This window comes from Microbulbifer sp. SE14 (genome assembly GCF_059834885.1).
Genome location: NZ_JCBAJA010000004.1, coordinates 17,887 through 34,246 on the forward strand (window position 1 = coordinate 17,887; position 16,360 = coordinate 34,246).

13 protein-coding genes are annotated in these 16,360 nt (G+C 64.2%); 5 read left to right on the forward strand and 8 right to left on the reverse strand.

Annotated features, from left to right (window positions below):
• Positions 1-150: 150 nt before the first annotated feature.
• Genes AC6R19_RS04245 through AC6R19_RS04260 form a run of 4 tightly spaced genes read right to left on the reverse strand, consistent with a single transcriptional unit; the run spans position 151 to position 6,014 of the window.
• On the reverse strand, positions 151-1,461 hold the full coding sequence (locus AC6R19_RS04245) for a lysine N(6)-hydroxylase/L-ornithine N(5)-oxygenase family protein (protein WP_500578369.1): 1,311 nt from the start codon (positions 1,459-1,461) through the stop codon (positions 151-153).
• Positions 1,458-3,290 carry an IucA/IucC family protein gene (locus AC6R19_RS04250; RefSeq protein ID WP_500578370.1) on the reverse strand — a complete coding sequence of 611 codons (1,833 nt, stop codon included), beginning with the start codon at positions 3,288-3,290 and terminating at the stop codon, positions 1,458-1,460. Before AC6R19_RS04250 ends, AC6R19_RS04245 begins: the two co-directional genes overlap by 4 nt.
• The gene (locus tag AC6R19_RS04255; RefSeq protein ID WP_500578372.1) at positions 3,287-4,162 is read right to left on the reverse strand and encodes a GNAT family N-acetyltransferase; all 876 of its coding nucleotides are present in this window, start codon (positions 4,160-4,162) and stop codon (positions 3,287-3,289) included. The genes AC6R19_RS04250 and AC6R19_RS04255 overlap by 4 nt, the downstream gene beginning before the upstream one ends.
• A gap of 43 nt (positions 4,163-4,205) precedes the next feature.
• Complete coding sequence (locus AC6R19_RS04260) at positions 4,206-6,014, reverse strand: IucA/IucC family protein (protein WP_500578373.1); 1,809 nt, start codon at positions 6,012-6,014, stop codon at positions 4,206-4,208.
• 248 nt (positions 6,015-6,262) lie between these two features.
• On the opposite strand from AC6R19_RS04260, the gene AC6R19_RS04265 reads away from it, so the two are divergent.
• A complete protein-coding gene (locus AC6R19_RS04265; protein WP_500578374.1) occupies positions 6,263-7,462 on the forward strand; it encodes an MFS transporter in 1,200 nt (399 codons plus the stop codon).
• A gap of 136 nt (positions 7,463-7,598) precedes the next feature.
• Here AC6R19_RS04265 and AC6R19_RS04270 read toward each other — a convergent pair whose 3' ends face one another.
• Both AC6R19_RS04270 and AC6R19_RS04275 read right to left on the reverse strand, forming a co-directional pair.
• Positions 7,599-8,096, reverse strand: coding sequence for a GNAT family N-acetyltransferase (locus AC6R19_RS04270; protein ID WP_500578375.1), 498 nt, complete (start codon positions 8,094-8,096; stop codon positions 7,599-7,601).
• Between the two features lie 26 nt (positions 8,097-8,122).
• Positions 8,123-8,284, reverse strand: coding sequence for a hypothetical protein (locus AC6R19_RS04275; protein WP_500578376.1), 162 nt, complete (start codon positions 8,282-8,284; stop codon positions 8,123-8,125).
• 135 nt (positions 8,285-8,419) lie between these two features.
• Here AC6R19_RS04275 and can point away from each other — a divergent pair, with 135 nt between their 5' ends.
• From can to AC6R19_RS04295, 4 genes are all read left to right on the forward strand, one after another.
• Positions 8,420-9,076, forward strand: a complete 657-nt coding sequence (gene can, locus AC6R19_RS04280; protein WP_500578377.1) for a carbonate dehydratase — start codon at positions 8,420-8,422, stop codon at positions 9,074-9,076.
• A 92-nt stretch (positions 9,077-9,168) separates the two neighbouring features.
• Positions 9,169-10,836, forward strand: a complete 1,668-nt coding sequence (locus AC6R19_RS04285; RefSeq protein ID WP_500578378.1) for an FAD-dependent oxidoreductase — start codon at positions 9,169-9,171, stop codon at positions 10,834-10,836.
• A 199-nt stretch (positions 10,837-11,035) separates the two neighbouring features.
• Entirely contained in the window at positions 11,036-11,548 is a 513-nt protein-coding gene (locus tag AC6R19_RS04290; RefSeq protein ID WP_500578380.1) for a flavin reductase family protein, read from the forward strand.
• A 134-nt stretch (positions 11,549-11,682) separates the two neighbouring features.
• Positions 11,683-12,459 (forward strand): glycerophosphodiester phosphodiesterase, encoded by a 777-nt coding sequence (locus tag AC6R19_RS04295; RefSeq protein ID WP_500578381.1) that lies wholly within the window; start codon positions 11,683-11,685, stop codon positions 12,457-12,459.
• 88 nt (positions 12,460-12,547) lie between these two features.
• On the opposite strand, the gene AC6R19_RS04300 is transcribed toward AC6R19_RS04295, so the two are convergent.
• Both AC6R19_RS04300 and AC6R19_RS04305 read right to left on the reverse strand, forming a co-directional pair.
• Positions 12,548-15,148 (reverse strand): TonB-dependent receptor plug domain-containing protein, encoded by a 2,601-nt coding sequence (locus tag AC6R19_RS04300; protein ID WP_500578383.1) that lies wholly within the window; start codon positions 15,146-15,148, stop codon positions 12,548-12,550.
• Between the two features lie 266 nt (positions 15,149-15,414).
• On the reverse strand, positions 15,415-16,356 hold the full coding sequence (locus AC6R19_RS04305; protein ID WP_500578385.1) for a DUF4340 domain-containing protein: 942 nt from the start codon (positions 16,354-16,356) through the stop codon (positions 15,415-15,417).
• Positions 16,357-16,360 lie beyond the last annotated feature (4 nt).

Consider the following 16,360-nt stretch of genomic DNA (forward strand, 5'->3'; position numbering starts at 1 on the left):
GCATTTCCTGGTACACGCACCGAACTCATTGCTGCAGAAAGTATTGCACAGGGAAGCGCTCCGCGCCGTGGTTAGAGGTCGTGGAAGAGTGGAAAGTAACGCAACATCGGCCGCTGGACACTGACCACTAGCCACTGGTCACTGGCGCCTTCAGGCCACCGCAACCCGGGGCTCGCGCCGCGTTATCCACTGAATAAAATTGCCACTCTGGTCGGTATCGTAGACGATGCGGCCGGCGAGATCGTTCACCACCTGGGCGGCGCGCCAGGCCGACAGGCTGAGTTGCGGCTCGGCAATACCGTGGCTGTAACGGCCGGCGCCGAGAAAATACAGCCGGCGGCCGGAGGCGCCCTGCAACTGCGCTCCAAAGGCATCATCCAGCAGCAGCCGCCCGTCTGCATCACGCTGCAGTCGATCCTGCAGTGGCGCCAGGCAGGCCGGCAGTGCCTCGCGCAGGCCGGTGCAGAGGATGACCAGATCGGCGCTGTGGGATTCGGCCTCTCCCTGCAGGTGATTCTGCAAGTCCATTTCGTAGGCGCTGTGGCGAGTCAGGCCCCGCAGTTCCCGGTTGGGCAGCAGCGCAAGCCGCTCGCCCTCCCCCTCCAGGTGAGTCAGCCGGTAGAAGCGCTGGTAGAGTGCCTTCAGTGTGTCCGGGGATATGCCGTCGGACGCCAGTTTCTGCTCCCCGACGACCTCCACCCGGCGCCCCTTCGGCAGGCCGCGGAACACATCCACATAGGCCGGCGTGAACCAGTCGTTGGTGAAGGGGGTTTCGTCCAGGGGCAGGAAATTGCTGCGGCGGGACACCCACGACACCTGCTGCGGCCGACCCCAGTGATCGTCCAGCAGATTGAGGACCACCTCGGCGCCCGTCTGGCCGCCGCCGATCACAGCCACGCGCTTGCCGCGCACATCCGGGTTGCGCAGTGCGATTTCCAGCGCGTGGAAACAGCGCCCGGACAGCAGCGGCTCGCAGCAGTCCGGCACCTGGGGCTTTTTGCCTGCGGCCACGCACAGGTTTCTGGCCAGCACTTTCTCGCTGCCGTTTTTCCCACTGACTTCCAGCTCGAAATGGTCGCCGCGGTCCAGCACTGCCCGCACGCGGCAGCCCATCTGCAGCGCCCGGCATTCGGCCAGTTGCGCCGCCACCCACTGCAGGTAGTCGGAGAACTCGCGGCGGCTGATGGACGCCTGTTCCGCGTGCAGGAAATCGTAGAAACGCCGCCGGGCCACCAGGTAGGCGAGAAAACTGTAGGGGTTGGTCGGGTCCACCGGCGTGACCAGGTCCTTTAAATAGGAGGTCTGCAGCGCGGAGCCCGGCAACATCAGACCCGGGTGCCAGGCGTATTCCGCCTTGGCCTCGAAGAAGCGGTGGGAGAGCGGCTGCCGGTGCAGCAGCGCGGCGACGGCGAGATTGAATGGGCCGGCACCTATGCCGGCCAGGTCGAGTGGAGCAGTCATTGTGCGGCCTCGATCGGTGAGTCGGTTGGAGTTGAAAGGTTGGGGGCAAACTGGTCTCGCCGCTCCGCCTGGCAGAGCGGATTGCGCAGCTCGCCGCCAACGATGGGCACCGGCCTCTCGGCACTGTCGTCGTAGCCCTGGCGCAGGCGCACGCGGTTGATGCAGACCCGCTCTATGGTCGGGCGGAAGAGGTCGAAGAGCTCGAAGCGCGCGCGCAGCTGCGGCATTTCCCGCAGCGCCCCCTCTTGATAGGTGCGCAGTACGCGGCCCAGCACCCCGTAGAAGCGCAACTCTTCCAGACCGATTTCAGCCTGTAGCTGTGCGGACAGATAGCGCAGCACGGTAACGAAGTGGCCGGTGAACAGGTCGTGGATAATGTAGTTGGGCGGCAGCCGGCCGATCACCTCCGCGGCAGACGGCGGCAGGCCGGCGCGCTCGGGGAAGTCCCCTTCCGCCAGGCGCAGGTCGCCCTGGAAATCCTTCAGCAGTACGCGACTGACCCTATTGTCCCGCAGCACCAGGGTCAGGTTCTGCGAATGGGCCACCAAGCCGACGCCGTAACGACACAGCAGGTGGTAGAGGGGCACTGCGGTGGCATCGAACAGCCGCTCCAGCCAGGTCTCCGCATCCAGGCCGGACTTCCCGATCAGGGCGGCCGCCACCGAACTGCCGGCGGCGTCCGTCTGCAGCAGAGATGCCATCAACAGGTGGCGCTCGCCCCCGGCGCACTTGGCCGCCGGGCTCTGCCGCCATGTAGCCCCGAGCATTTCCCGGTAGCGGTAGGGCGTGCCCTCTATCTGCTCGTGATGCAGGTGCGGCACATGCAGGCCGGCCACTTCCTGCAACACATCGGTGCCGCGTTGGCGCAGTTGGCTGTCGCTGTCGCACAACCGCTGCATCCAGGCGGAGAGATCCGGGCCGCAGCGCATATACTGGCCGGGAATACCGCGATAGCAGGAGGTGTTCAGCACCGTCAGCGGCAGCTTGATATGCAGCGCCTGCGGGCGCCCGAGATTGGACAGGGTGCGCAGGGAGACCTGCGGCAGGTATTCATCGCCGAATTCGCCCAGCAGAACGATCTTTCCGCGGACAATCTCATTCGCGAAGTGGTGGCGGATATGCCGCTGCCACTGCCAGGGATGCACCGGCAGGGGCAGGTAATCATTCCAGTTCAGCTTCCGCTGCCTACAGACTTCATCGAACTGCGCCAGATGTTCGCCGTCGAGACTCTCGCCGAGCAGTTTTTCCCAGGGCCAGTCCGCGCTGTTGCCGCTGACGGTCAGGTTGCGCTTCACCGCCAGCCACAGCAGGCGCACGCCGCGGGCGGACTCGGTGCCGTAACTGGCGAACTCCTCCGCGCCCCAACCGATGCGGCCCTTGTTGACCATAGCCTTGGGGTGGCCGTCCAGCAGGCACTGCAGCTGTTCGTCGGGCAGCTGCGCCAGCACCAGCGCATCCAGCCCCTGCCGCTTTTCCAGCAGGACCATATCCGCAGCCAGGGTATTGGCGGTTTCGTGCAGCAGGTTGCCGAGGGTGCCGGGATTCACTTCCAGGTCGGCGGCAGCGTCGATATAAAACTGCGCCGCGTCTTCCGCCGGCGCGCGCAGGCCGAGATGTTCGCGCTCGACACTGCCCGCGTCTATATGCAGCCAGTCCCAGACGGTGAGGCGCGCGCGGAAGCGATAGCGCACACCGTTCTGCAGGGAAACGCTGAACATCTCCGCGGATTCAGCGTCGGCGCGCAGTGCCTGCTCGTAGCAGAGTTCAGCCAGGGACTTGGCGATCAGCGCGCGGTTGGCGCGGCCCCAGTATTCGCTTTGCCGGCTCATAGCGCCCCCAGGCCGCGAAAAAATTCATCCCGCTCACACAGCACAAGCGCGGCGCGCTTGTGCGGGAAATCAAATTCCTTCACCTTGCGCCAGCCGGGCATGCGCTGGATATATTTGAGGATCGCGGCATTGTCGGCGCGGGGCTCGCCGGCCAGGCGCAGGGTGCGACAGTCGTCGAGGAACATAAAGTGACAGACGCATGTCAACCAGGCGTGGGCGAAGCGGCTGCCGAGAAATTCCGTCTCCCCCACCAGCAGATGCAGGCCGCGGTCGTAGGGCTGGGCATCGTAGTAGGGACCGAGGCGGTCCTCCAGGGCCCAGTAGAGTTCGAAATAGGCGAAGGGCCTATCGTCGAAACAGGCGATCAGCGGATCCTTGTGCGGATCATTCAATACGCCCTCGATATAGTTGCGCTGCTTTTCCCTGTCTCCCTGCTCCTCCCAGAATTCCGCCACCCGCGGCTGGTTCATCCAGTCGGTAAAGCGTTCCAGGTCCAGCTCGGGATCCAGGCGCCGCAGGCTGAAGTCCATCCCCAGATCAAAGATGTGCCGCCGGTAGACCTCGCCCGCCGGCACCTCCGGCCGCAGCGGATGGCGCAGGCCCTGCTCCGTCTCCACCCAGTTAAGCGGAAAACTGCCGGCATTACCGCCGCTATACCAGGGGGTGGTGCGCTGGTAGAAGTCGGCGCGCGCTAGCGCGGAGTCGTCGGGCAGAATTATCCTGTTCAGCGACAGATTCTGCTGGAATAGCCGGTCCAGATGGAGGATTTCCGGCCGACCGGAGCTGAATCGGACAGAATTGCGGCCGGGGAGAAACTCGAATTGCGGGGTGTTTTCCACTTCCGCTTCGGCCAGGGCTGCGGGGCTGGTCATAATCACTCCTGATATGAAATAAAAAATACGGAAACGAACGGGGTTACGAATTGACGAGCAGCGGGTTCGGCATGCGGTGATAGATCGACAGCGGGTCGTCACTGGTAGTCTCGTTCATGCCGATCACCGCGCAGTGGAAGTTGCCCTTGGCCCAGAGTTCCTCCGCCTGCAGCAGGTATTCCAGGCAGCTGCGATCCCGGCGCGACCCGTCGTAGAGTTGCTGCAGACGCTCGCGCAACTGCGCGAGCAGTTCCCGCTCCGGCAGCAGGCCCGCCGCACCCAGGGCGCCGATCAGGCCGAAGCCGCTGTTGACGATCAGGTAGTAGGCGAAGAGCCTGTTGGCCATCACGTCCTCGATCACGTTTTCGCTGGCCGCGGCCAGGTCCGGCAGATAGGGTTTCAACAGCGATTCCCCCAGGCGGCTGTAACCGCTGCCCTGGCAGTCGCGGAAGTAACCGGCTGCAGGCATCTCATCGTCGAAGGCCAGGATCAGGTTCTGCTGGTGGGCGCCGAACAACAGGCCGTAGTCGGCCTGGGCAATCAGCAGCGGCTCTATCACCGCGTCGAGGAAGCGGGCAAACCACTGGCGCGTCGCGTCGGCAGTGGAAATTCCACGACGCTCCGCGTGGCGGAGGATCAGCTGCGCAGCGCGGCAGGGCTCGCCGGCCGGGTGGTCCTGGGTCAGGGTGGCGAGCAGGCAAGTGTTTTCCGCGGCGCGGCCGAGGAAAGGATTTTCCCGGAACATCACCAGGCTCTCGGTGATCTGTTCGCCGCGGCTGTCCGCCAGCAGCAGGTAGGCGGGTTCCGCCAGCAAGCGGAAATCCGGGTAGCGCCGGGCAAACTCCCTGCCCACCGGCGTATTGCGCACACGGGGCACCTCCAGGCCACGGGCCATTTCCTTCGGCAGCAGCGTGCGCAGGGAATTGGTCAGCTTCAGGCTGAGGGAGAATTTCAGCATATAGGGGCTGTGCGCACCGTAGACCGCGCGTAGTGACGAGGTGGCACGCCAGGGGCTGCCCCCCTGCCCCAGCTCGACAATGTCACCGCGCTGCAACAGCTCCGCCACGCGCGCGTCGCCGCGCAGGAAATTCCACTGCCAGGGATGTGCCGGCACCGGCAGGTAGCCCCTGGGCAGTTTGCCGCGCACACAGTCGCTGCTCCACAACAGACGCGCATACTCCTCCGCCGAGACCTCGCTGCCGCTGGCACCGCGCAACTGCTTCGGTGAAACCGCCAACCACATCAGTTCGAAGGTGTTGCCGAACTCGGGCGCGTAGCGCCGTGCATCTCCGTCGGTAAAGGGCTCGCGGCTCTTCGGGGTCGGGTGGATGGAGTGGCCGCAGAAGAGCGCCTGCTCCGCCTGGGCGAAGTCCAGCGATTCGCCGAACAGCCGTCCGTAATCACCGTCGCGGGCGGCCAGCGCCTGGGCCATATTGCGAACGCTGGCCCGGACGCGCGCGGCAAACTGCCGGCGCTGCTCCGCCCCGGCCTCGGGAAAGAAGACCGGCTCCTCCGCCACCAGCAGCGCCGCTCCCGCCAGGTCGATCGCACTCGTGCGGCCATCGTCGCGCCGGTAGACGATCGGCAGCGAAAACTGGTGTCGTCCGCACTGGCTGCGGTAACTCACCGGCAGCAGCAGCTGGGCGCCGCTCCCCGGCAGCGCTATGCGCACCACCGGCGCACTGATACCGCCGGGCAGTGCGCCGGGCCCCTCCAGCCACTCGCCAGCTTCTGTCTCCCGCAGCAGCGCGTTGAAAAAACAGTTGGCCGACAGTCGCTCGGCGGCAATGCGCGCAGCCCGCTCGCGGGAGCAGGTTTCGGCTGCCGGCAATCCGTCGCCTTCCGTACCCATGCCTGTTTCCTCCCCCACTACTGCCTCCGCTGCTGTCGCCGCCGCAACTTCTGGTAATGCTTCCATAGTGCTCAAATTTTCTCGATTAATTTAAATGCGAATCATTTGCATTATTAAAAGCATGAAGGTATTTTGGTCGCCGATCAAGGGGTTGGGTGAAAAAAACATCCGGCGCGATGCAGAGCACAGAATCGATGCCGCGAATTTTCCGGTTTCGACTTGTTTTTTCAGGGTGCGGGGGGGGTTGGATGCAACAGGTGGTTTATCTTCGGCGGATCAATCTGGTGGTCGCATCCCAGGGCGCGGCCCAGGTTGTGCTGCTGACACAGGTTCCACTGATCGGCGAGCGCTGCGGCCTCGACCTGGCGAGCATCGGCAGCCTGGTGGCGCTGGGCACCCTGTGCCTGATGTTGGCGGGGCCCCTGTGGGGGGCGTTCGGCGATCGATTCGGCCGCAAGCCGGTGCTGTTGGCCGGCCTGGCGGGCGCGCTATTGGCCCAGGGGCTCTTCGTCGCGCTGCTACTGCTGATGGCTGGGGGACTGCTGGAATCCACCGCGGCGCTGGTACTGCTGGGACTGAGCCGGGTGATCTACGGCCTCAGCGCGGCGGGTATCTATCCCGGCTGCCAGGCCTGGGCGACAGAAATGAGTCCCCCGGAGCGGCGCCTGGCGACCCTGTCCGGGCTCAGCGCGGCAGCCAACCTGGGGCGCGGGTTGGGACCGCTGCTGGTCCTGCCGGCGCTCGCCGCAGGGGGACTCTGGCCGCTGGCCTGGCTGGTGCTGCTGCCGCTGGCGAGCCTGGCGCTGGTGCCGGGAATTCCCGCCGCCGGCGCCAGTGCCGGAGAAAAGTCGCCCGGGCCGGCGTTGAATCTGCGCCTCTGCGCCCTCTTCGCGACGGCCCTGCTGGGCACCGCCACCATAGGCCAACTGCAGGTGGCAATGGGCCCGGTGCTGACGGACCTCTACGGGATGAGCGCGGTGCACGCCTCGAGCACCACGGCGCTGCTGCTGGCGGCAGTGGCGATCTGCGGCTTCCTGGTGCAGTGGGGACTGGTGCGCAGGCTGCGGGCGCCGCGCCTCGGCCTGGCGATCGGGGCTCTGCTGTTCAGCGGTGGAACCGCGCTATTGTCGCTGGCCCTGGGCGGCGCCACCGCGCTGCTGGGATTGCTGGTATTTGTCGCGGGTGTGGCTTTCCTGGTGCCGGGCTACAGCGCGCTGCTCAGCGGGGAAATCGGGCGGCGGGGGCGCCTGTTCGGGCTGCTGTCGCTGATGCATACCGGGGGCTACACCCTCGGCTTTGCGCTGGGGGGCTGGATCTACACATTGACGCCGGCGCAACCGCTATCGGGGATGCTGGTTTGTGCGGGGCTGGTCGCCGCCTGTGCGCTTGTGGCGCTGGGGCGGCAGTTGGGCGAAAAAAGCGCGCAGATGGCTAGCGATCAAGCCTGAGGGTATCTGTTCCCGCTCAAGTATTTAACGGTTCGTCATACCGGCGCAGGCCGGTATCCAGTTCAGCGGCACCTGGTTTCCGGCCTCTACCGGAATGACGACAACACCAGATCTCCAGCCCGCATTTCTCCCAAATCTAGAGATATCTCTGCCAGAACTCCGCCTGCCCCATCTCCTCGTCCAGCGCATAGGGTTTGAAACCGCACTTGCGGTAGGCCATCTGCGCCGGCAGGTTTTTCTCCAGCACCTCCAGGGTCAGCTTGCAGCAGCCGCGGCTTTTCGCCTCGCGCGCCACCAGGTCCAGCATCTCGGTACAGACACCGGCACCGCGGGCCTTTTTGCTGACGACCACGTCGTGGATATTGACCAGCGGCTTGCAGACAAAGGTGGAGAATCCCATAAAGCAGTTGACCAGCCCCAGGGCTTCCCCGTCGCGGTAGGCCAGCACGCTGAAGGCGCCGGGGAATTCCGCCAGTTTCTGCAGCAGCTGCTCGCGGCAAAAATCGGACAGGGGCTCGCCGCCGCCGAAGGGATCCCGCGCGTATTCGTCCATCAGCGCCAGGATATCCCGGGCCTGTTGCGGATCGCGGTAATCGGCGATCAAGGTAGTCACTGTGGTAGCTGTTTCGTTCATGGTCACATCCATTTACTGCAAATTTTTTACTGTCCTTCTTCGGCGTGGGCAAAGCGGCGCAGGTAGTCGTGCAAGCGGGTACGCTGCGCCAGCAGCCAGCGCACCCGCTTGCGGTGCCGGCACAGGGAGCTGGCGCGGTAGGAGTTTCGCCACTGCCTGCGGGATACCCGCCCTCTTCTTTTTGCCATGATCTGCGTTCCCTTGCATTTAGGCCCTGGATTCTGCAGCAGCCTAACAGATAGTGACGCATTCCGCTTGGCCGCCACCGGCAAAGCCGCTATGCTGCAAGCCTAATGGACAAACAGTCACATTAGGAATCCCCATTGCGCCCGCTCAAGCATCTACTCCAGAACAACAAACAGTGGTCCCGCTCCACCCGCGAGGAGAAGCCGGACTTTTTCCTCAAACTCTCCGAACAGCAGTCCCCCGAATACCTGTGGATCGGCTGCGCCGACAGCCGCGTGCCCGCCAACGAAATCGTCGGCCTTCTGCCGGGCGAATTATTCGTGCACCGCAACGTGGCCAACGTGGTGGTGCATACGGACCTGAACTGCCTGTCGGTACTGCAGTATGCGGTGGAGATCCTCAAAGTGAAGCACATCATCGTCTGTGGCCACTACGGCTGCGGCGGCGTACAGGCGGCACTTCAGAACCAGCAGTTGGGCCTGATCGACAACTGGCTGCGCCATATCCAGGATGTGCGCGACAAGCACCACACACTGATCGACCTCTTCCAGCAGCAGGAACGCACCGACCTGCTGTGCGAGCTGAACGTGCTGGAACAGGTGATCCATGTGTGCCAGACCACCATCGTCAGGGACGCCTGGCGCCGCGGCCAGTCGCTGTCGGTGAACGGCTGGGTCTACGGCCTCAAGGACGGCCTGGTGCACGACCTGGGTATCTCCATCACCCACCCCGGGGAGATCGCCGAGATCTACCACAGCGCGCTGACCAACATCGCCCAGCGGGATACCGAGTAGCGACTTCCTCGATTTTTTTCCTTAATATTCCCCGTCCAGTAATTCCATGAACCCGGCCGCCGCCGGGTTTTCTGTAGATGACCGGGGGAACAATGGCCGAATACCGTGTTTGGGAATGTCAGATCTGTGGCTGGATTTACGATGAAGCCAAGGGCTGGCCGGAGGACGGTATAGCCCCGGGCACCCGCTGGGACGACATCCCCGACGACTGGTGCTGCCCCGAGTGCGGCGCGGCCAAGGAGGATTTCGCCATGGTCGAGGTGGCGGCCGCACCGCAGCCGCAGGAACAAGCCCCGGTCGCACCCGCCCCATCTGTGAGCGCCGCACCCACCGCATCCGCCAAACCGGCCGCCTATCGCATCTGGGAATGCATGGTGTGCGGCTGGACCTACGACGAGTCCAGGGGCTGGCCGGAGGACGGTATAGCCCCCGGCACCCGCTGGGAGGATATCCCCGAGGACTGGTGCTGCCCCCAGTGCGGTGTGGGCAAGGATGAATTCGATATGGTGCTGGTGGCCGAGGTGGAAGCCGAGCCGGCTCCCGCCGCGGCCATCGATAGCGGCGCCCTCGAGCAGGATAAAGAGCCGCTGGTGATCGTCGGCACCGGCCTCGCCGGCTACAACCTGGCCCGCGAATTCCGCAAGCTGGACCAGTCCACCCCACTGGTGCTGATCACCGGCGACGACGGCACCTTCTACTCCAAGCCGCTGTTGTCCGCCTCCCTGGCCCACGGCAGGACGCCCCAGCAGCTGGCCAGTGCCTCCGCCGAGGAGATGGCGCGGGAGCTGAAGGCGGAGATGCTGGTGCACACCCAGGTCACCGATATCGACGCCCGCACCAGGACCCTGACCCTGGTGCCGGACAGCGGCAGCCACAGCGCCGAACTGCGCTACGGCAAGCTGGTACTGGCCACCGGCGCTGGCTGCCGCGCCCTGCCGGCCGTCGACGGCGACGGCCAAGCGCGCCTGTTCCGCATTAACAGCCTCGGCGACTACCACCGCTTCCGCACCGCCCTCGCAGGAAATGGGGCCGACCGCAAGCGCGTGCTGCTGCTCGGCGCCGGCCTGATCGGCTGCGAGTTCGCCAACGACCTGATCCAGAGTGGCTATGGGGTGGAGATGGTGGACCCGCTGGATTGGCCCCTGGCCACACTGCTGCCGGAGGCCGCTGGCCGCGACCTGCAGCGCACGCTCGAATCCAAGGGGGTGCGCTTCCACGGCAACACCAAAGTGACCCGCCTCGACCGCAGTGGCGGCGGCATCCGGGCCCAGCTGGACAACGGCGAACACCTTGAGGCGGATGTCGCCCTGGCCGCCCTGGGCCTGCAGGCCAACACCGGCCTGGCGGAAGCCGCCGGCCTGCGGGTTGCGCGGGGCATAGAAGTGGACCGCCAGCTGCAGACCAGCGACGCCAACATCTTCGCCCTCGGCGACTGCGCCGAGGTGGACGGCCACCTGCTCTACTTCGTCGCCCCGCTGATGGCCTGCGCCCGCGCCCTGGCCAGGACCCTGGCCGGCACGCCGACGCCGGTGCACTACGGCGCCATCCCGGTGGCGGTCAAGACCACCCTGCGCCCCACCACCGTCTGCCCGCCGCGCCCCGGCGCCGAGGGCAGCTGGCATATCGACAGCAGCGAGAGCGGCGTGCAGGCGGAATTCCGCTCCGCCGACGGCCGCCTGCTCGGCTTCGCCCTGACCGGTTCCGCCATAGCTGCGCGGGACAGGCTGGCGGCGGAGTGCGAACCCCTGATGGCCGACTGACCCGCGATTCGGACTGTCTGTAGAAGCGGCCCATGGCCGCGATCGATGTTCCGGGATAAACCCCTGGGCCGCTCCTACATGGGGAATCAGCCGCGGGGGGGAGGGGGTGAGCCCCACACCGAGGCAAAACGCGCAATAGGAGCACTTTTGCCGTAGAATGGCCGCCACTACAGACATTGCACAAAAATTAACCGACGGTATGAGCACAGAAAGTCCCAAAGCCCTGTCCCACGCAGACAAGCAGAACCGCGCCCTGCGCGACACCCTGGGCCAGTTCGCCACCGGTGTCACCGTGGTCACCACCCGGGACGCGGCGGGCCAGCCCGTGGGCATGACCGTCAACAGCTTCAACTCCGTGTCCCTGGATCCGGCGCTGGTACTCTGGAGCATCGACAAGCAGTCCCTCGGCTACGACGCCTTCACCCGCCAGGAGCACTTCGCGGTGCACGTGCTGAAGGCCGACCAGCAGCATGTCTCCAACCTCTTCGCCGGCCGCGGCGCCGACAAGTTCGGCCAGGTGCACTGGCACCCGGGCCCCGACGGGGTGCCACAACTGGACGACTGCGCCGCCCATTTCCACTGCCGTCTGGCCCAGTGCATCGACGGCGGCGACCACACGATACTGCTGGGCGAGGTGCTGGAGTTCACTGCCAGCGGCGGCGAACCCCTGGTTTTCCACGGCGGCTGCTACCGCGCCCTGGCCGGCGACTGATACCACCGTTATGAGCTGCGCCCATTTCAGCGCCAGATCGTCTAAAAACATCCTTCGGGATTGGTAGCGCCGTAACCGCGGCGTCATACTTCATAGGCAGGCTGATGCTGGCATTCTTTCGAGGTCAGTGATTAATGCAGACACCCGGTACCCTCTTCTGCTTCTCCCACCGCGGCTACCGCCAGCGGGCCACCGAGAACACCCTCCAGGCCATAGCGCACGCGCTGGAATTCGATGTCGACGGTATCGAGGTGGATATCTGGAATGTCGGCGGCCAGCTGCTGATCAAGCACGACCGCCGCCTCGGCCGCCTGATCGCCGGCAGCGAACTGCTCACCGACATGTGCCCGGAAGCCCTGCGCGAAAAGCTGCTGCCCTGCGGCGGCCGGGTGCCCACCCTGCGCGAGGTGCTGGAAGTGGTGGGCAACAACGCCCAACTGAACATCGAGATGAAGGGCCCCAACTGCGCCGCGCTGGTGGCGCAGGAGCTGGAATCCTACGTCTGCGACAGCGGTGCCTCCTTCGAGCAGTACCTGGTCTCCTCCTTCGACCACCGCCAGGTCTACGAGAGCCTGCAACTGCTGCCGGAAGTGCGCCGTGGCGTGCTGCTGGACGGCGTGCCCCTGGACCTGGCCGCCTGCGCCGAACCGCTGAAGGCCTACTCCATGCACCTGAGCCTGGACTTCGCCGACCCGGATCTGATCGCCGATGCCAGGCGGCGCGGCCTGAAGAACTATGTGTACACCGTCAACAACCCCGACGACCTGGCCCTGGTCGCGGCCATGGGCGCGGACGGCGTCTTTACCGACGAGCCGCAGATGGTGATGGACTACAACGCGCGGGTAACGGCGGAGATGCTGTTGCAGCAGCAGATGCTGACGGGCGACGGGGATATGCCGCAGGTGCCTTAACGAGGCCAGCGGTAGGAGCCTGCAGGCAAACGAGCAAGGCCGGCACAGATGTGCCGGCCTTTTTCGTAGATAAAGACTGCTAAAAATTTTAGAAATCCGCACTCGCGCGCAGGTACCAGAAGCCTCCGTTAAAGCCAAACGGCGAAGTAAGGGCCTGGCGCACCCCCAGGAACTGCAGGGTGGGGTCGGCCTCGTCGTCCGGCTGCACATCGAAGATATTTTCACCGCCCAGGGCCAGCTTATAATTCTCCCGGAAGGTGAAAGTCGCCTCCAGGTCCACCAAAACCTCGCCGCTGTAGCTGGATGCATCGGAGGCATCACCAGGACCGAACAGACCGAAGGTGGACTTCCAATCGCTGTAGCGGTTGAAACGCAGGTAGCTGCTGAACATCTCCCCGGTATCGAAATCGAAAGTCAGGGTAGTGCGGTCACTGGGCACCTGGTTTTCCAGGTCGAACACCCGCGACTGGTTGATGGTATTGGCGGCCACCTTGCTCACTTCCTGCTGGTTGTGATTGTGCCGCAGGTCCACGGTCAGCAGGTTGCCGGCGATTTCGAAGTCGCTGGTGATCGCCAGGTCGATACCGGACACTTCCGAATCGTAGGCATTGACGAAGAAGTTCGCATTGCTGCCTTCCAGCAACGCCGCGTTTTCGATTCCGGCATTCTCCAGCAGCGTCACTTCCGCTGCACCGATGGTGTTGTTGCGCAGCGCCAGGCGGTCCTCGATGTCGATGTTGTAGTAATCGATGGTCACGCTGGTGTTATCGAACGGAGAGATCACCGCACCTATGGTAAAACTGGTGGACTCCTCCGGCGTCAGCGGAATGGCCCCCAGAGCCTCGGCAACCGGGTGGTTGACCGGATAGGTGCCGTTGGGAATCAGGTTGCCGCTGGAGTCAGAGGTGGTAGTCACGTTCAGGGTATTGACCTGGCCGGGTGTCGGTGCGCGGAAACCGGTGTTGGCGGTGGCGCGCAGGGCGAACTTCTCGGTGAAGTCATAGCGCGCCGACAGCTTCCAGTCAGAGGTCGAGCCAAACAGATCGTAGTCTTCGTAGCGCAGCGCAGCGCCAAGGGTCAGGCTGTCGGTAATGTCCGCTTCCAGGTCCACATAGGCCGCCATACTCTCGCTGCTATAGCTGCCTTCCGCTTCGGTCGGGAAACCCTGGAAGCCGTCGGAACCCACACCGAATACCGCCGCAGTGGGCCCCGAGATACGCGAGGCCTCATCACCGGCGCCGATGGAGTAGGTCTCCTCGCGCCACTCGGCGCCGAACGCCAGGTTCAGCGGCGATGCAAATACGCCCGTCTCGATCGGCCTGACGAAGTCGGCGTTCAGGCTGCTCTCTTCCTGGGTAAGGGTACCCGGCTTGAAGCTGGTCGGGGACAGGGAACCCAGGCTCGGGTTGATGGAATCCTTGAGTACATAGGCCACCTCGTTCTCGGCGGTGCGCGCACGCAGATCCCAGCCCAGACCGTTATCCAGCTCGCCGCGGGCTCCAAATACCACGGAAATATCCTCGATCTCGGCGCCGAACTGCGGGTTGTAGCCGCCCGGGAACAGGGAGTAGATGGGGTTGCGCAGCACGTAGCCGCTGGGACTGGAGCTGTCCGCCACCAAGTAGTCAGACGGGGTGAGACCCTGTGCCACAATGCTGTCGATCAGCGACTGGGGCGCCGGATCCGGCATAAAGTCACCATCGGCATCCTTTTGCAGCGTATCGCGTGCGGTGAATTCATGCTCCGGATCGAGCACCGGACCGCGGTAGAAGAAGTCGGAAATAGTCTCGTTGCTGGAGTAGCCGAAGTTGCCATACAGTTCGGCGCTGTCGCTGATATCGAAGCCGGCATTCACGAATAGCTTGGTGGTCTCCACCTCCGGGTCGCCCCAGCGCTGCCCCAGGCCGTCCAGCGGTACTTGGTCCACACCGACTACACTGCCGACGAACTCCGCGTCCGGACGCGCCTCGCCGCGCCAGGTCTTGTCGGCAGTGGAGTGTTCAATAGTGGCATTTACAAACCCATTGTCACCCAGACCGAAACCGGCATTGGCGGCCAGGCTGGTGCGGGTGCCGTCACCCTCGAAGTATTCGCCGGTCTGCGCGGCCAGGCTGACGCCCTCAGCGTCGTCCTTCAGGACCACGTTGACCACGCCGGCAATCGCATCAGAACCGTACTGGGCCGAGGCGCCGTCGCGCAGCACTTCCACCCGCTCGATGGCCATGGACGGAATAGCCGCAAAGTCCACCGCCTGGGCGCCCTGGTTGACCGTACCCAGCGGGGCCAGCTGCAGGTTCACCAGCGCGGAACGGTGACGGCGGGTGCCGTTGACCAGCACCAGGGTCTGGTCCGGGGACAGATTGCGCAGGGTCACCGGGCGGATAAAGGCAGTGCCGTCGGCGATCGGGAAGCGCTGGGTGTTGAACGACGGCGCTATCTTTGCCAGCGATTCGGTCAGGTCGAAGCTGGCCTGGTCCGCCAGGTCGGCACCGCCGACCAGGTCCACCGGCGATAGGGTCTCTGTAGGAGAAACACCTTCCTTACGGGTGCCGATGGTGACAACTTCCTCTATTGCACCATGATCTGTGGAAGGAGTTTGCTCGGTTTGCGCAAAGGCACTCGATACCGGCAGTGTCAGTGCGGCGGCGATGGCCAGAGACAGAGGCTTTTTAAATGAATAGGAATGCATAATATACCCGTCCTCTCTCGTTATTGTTATGTGAAACAATGCCCGTCACCCGGGCGGTTTATTGTTATGAGCTTGTCGCTTTCTTATTGCAGCTGCATAAAAGCACCCGGTCAGAATATTGGAACCATCGGGACGCTTCAATCGATTAATGCAAAGTTGAATTAAGTGCCAATAATGTCAGAAACACAAGTGTAAAAAAGTCATTTAAGTCTCAACTAGGCAATGAAAAAGGCGACCCGAAGGCCGCCTTTGGATCGATCTTTTCTTTAACTCTTAGCCGCAGAATCCTCCTCCACTTTCTCCTCCGCCGTCCGCTCCGGCTCTCCCTTTTCCTGCAGTACCAACTTCTCGTTGCGCAGATCGGCGATGCGCTCGTAATCGTAGCGGCTCAATTCGAACAGCTGCTCGCGATCGCCGCGGCGCACGAAGAAGCGGTCGTCCGCCTGCATAAACTCGTAGGCGAGTTCGCCGCTGTCGGTCGTGACCACAAGCTCAACCGCTTCCACCTCGGGCGCCTCTTCGGCCGGTTTGGTGATCCGCAGGTTTTCCAGGGCACCCGCCAGCTGGCTGGCCCTGTTTTCATCCAGCGGGCTTTCGCCGTCGGCGAAGTGCCACTTGCCGTCGCGTTTGACGAGCTTGTAGTCGGGGCCGGTGATGGCCTCCACCTCGCCCGCGGCCAGCAGTTTCCTGTCCAGCCAGCTGTCGGCCTCGGCGGGCAGCTCGTAGCTGTTCAGTGCCACCGCGTAGATGGCGTCGTCGTCCGCACGGCGCAAATGCACCCTGCGGAAGCCGGGGGAGCTGCCGATAAACAGCTCCGCGGCCGCCTCGCCGTCACCGGTGAACAGGCGCAGCCGCTTCTGGAACCTGTCCTCCGCCACCTCGAAACGCTCGCGGGCGGAACCACTGGTTGCCACAGGCCAGCCGGTTTGCAGTTCCTCCAGTTTCGCGAGCAGGGACTCGAGTTTGGTGCTGTCCACCGGCAGGTCCTGCAGCCCGGGCAGCTGCCACTGGTCGCCGTCTTTCTGCAGGGTGACGGTGTCGTCACCCGCGCTGATTTCCAGGCGCTGCAACTGCTCAGGCTCCACAGCCAGCAGCGGCTCGCGCTGTTGCTGAATATCCTGCTGGTACTGCTCGCGCCAGAAGAGGCCGGCGGCCAGCACCAGTTGCAGGGCGAGAAAGCCGCTCAGGTAAAATTGCAGTCTTTTCATATTA

Coding starts and splice junctions, on each gene's coding strand:
- AC6R19_RS04245 (WP_500578369.1), bottom strand. CDS start 1,461: ATGACTGCTCCACTCGACCTGGCCGGCATAGGTGCCGGCCCATTCAAT.
- AC6R19_RS04250 (WP_500578370.1), bottom strand. CDS start 3,290: ATGAGCCGGCAAAGCGAATACTGGGGCCGCGCCAACCGCGCGCTGATC.
- AC6R19_RS04255 (WP_500578372.1), bottom strand. CDS start 4,162: ATGACCAGCCCCGCAGCCCTGGCCGAAGCGGAAGTGGAAAACACCCCG.
- AC6R19_RS04260 (WP_500578373.1), bottom strand. CDS start 6,014: ATGGGTACGGAAGGCGACGGATTGCCGGCAGCCGAAACCTGCTCCCGC.
- AC6R19_RS04265 (WP_500578374.1), top strand. CDS start 6,263: ATGCAACAGGTGGTTTATCTTCGGCGGATCAATCTGGTGGTCGCATCC.
- AC6R19_RS04270 (WP_500578375.1), bottom strand. CDS start 8,096: ATGAACGAAACAGCTACCACAGTGACTACCTTGATCGCCGATTACCGC.
- AC6R19_RS04275 (WP_500578376.1), bottom strand. CDS start 8,284: ATGGCAAAAAGAAGAGGGCGGGTATCCCGCAGGCAGTGGCGAAACTCC.
- AC6R19_RS04285 (WP_500578378.1), top strand. CDS start 9,169: ATGGCCGAATACCGTGTTTGGGAATGTCAGATCTGTGGCTGGATTTAC.
- AC6R19_RS04290 (WP_500578380.1), top strand. CDS start 11,036: ATGAGCACAGAAAGTCCCAAAGCCCTGTCCCACGCAGACAAGCAGAAC.
- AC6R19_RS04295 (WP_500578381.1), top strand. CDS start 11,683: ATGCAGACACCCGGTACCCTCTTCTGCTTCTCCCACCGCGGCTACCGC.
- AC6R19_RS04300 (WP_500578383.1), bottom strand. CDS start 15,148: ATGCATTCCTATTCATTTAAAAAGCCTCTGTCTCTGGCCATCGCCGCC.
- AC6R19_RS04305 (WP_500578385.1), bottom strand. CDS start 16,356: ATGAAAAGACTGCAATTTTACCTGAGCGGCTTTCTCGCCCTGCAACTG.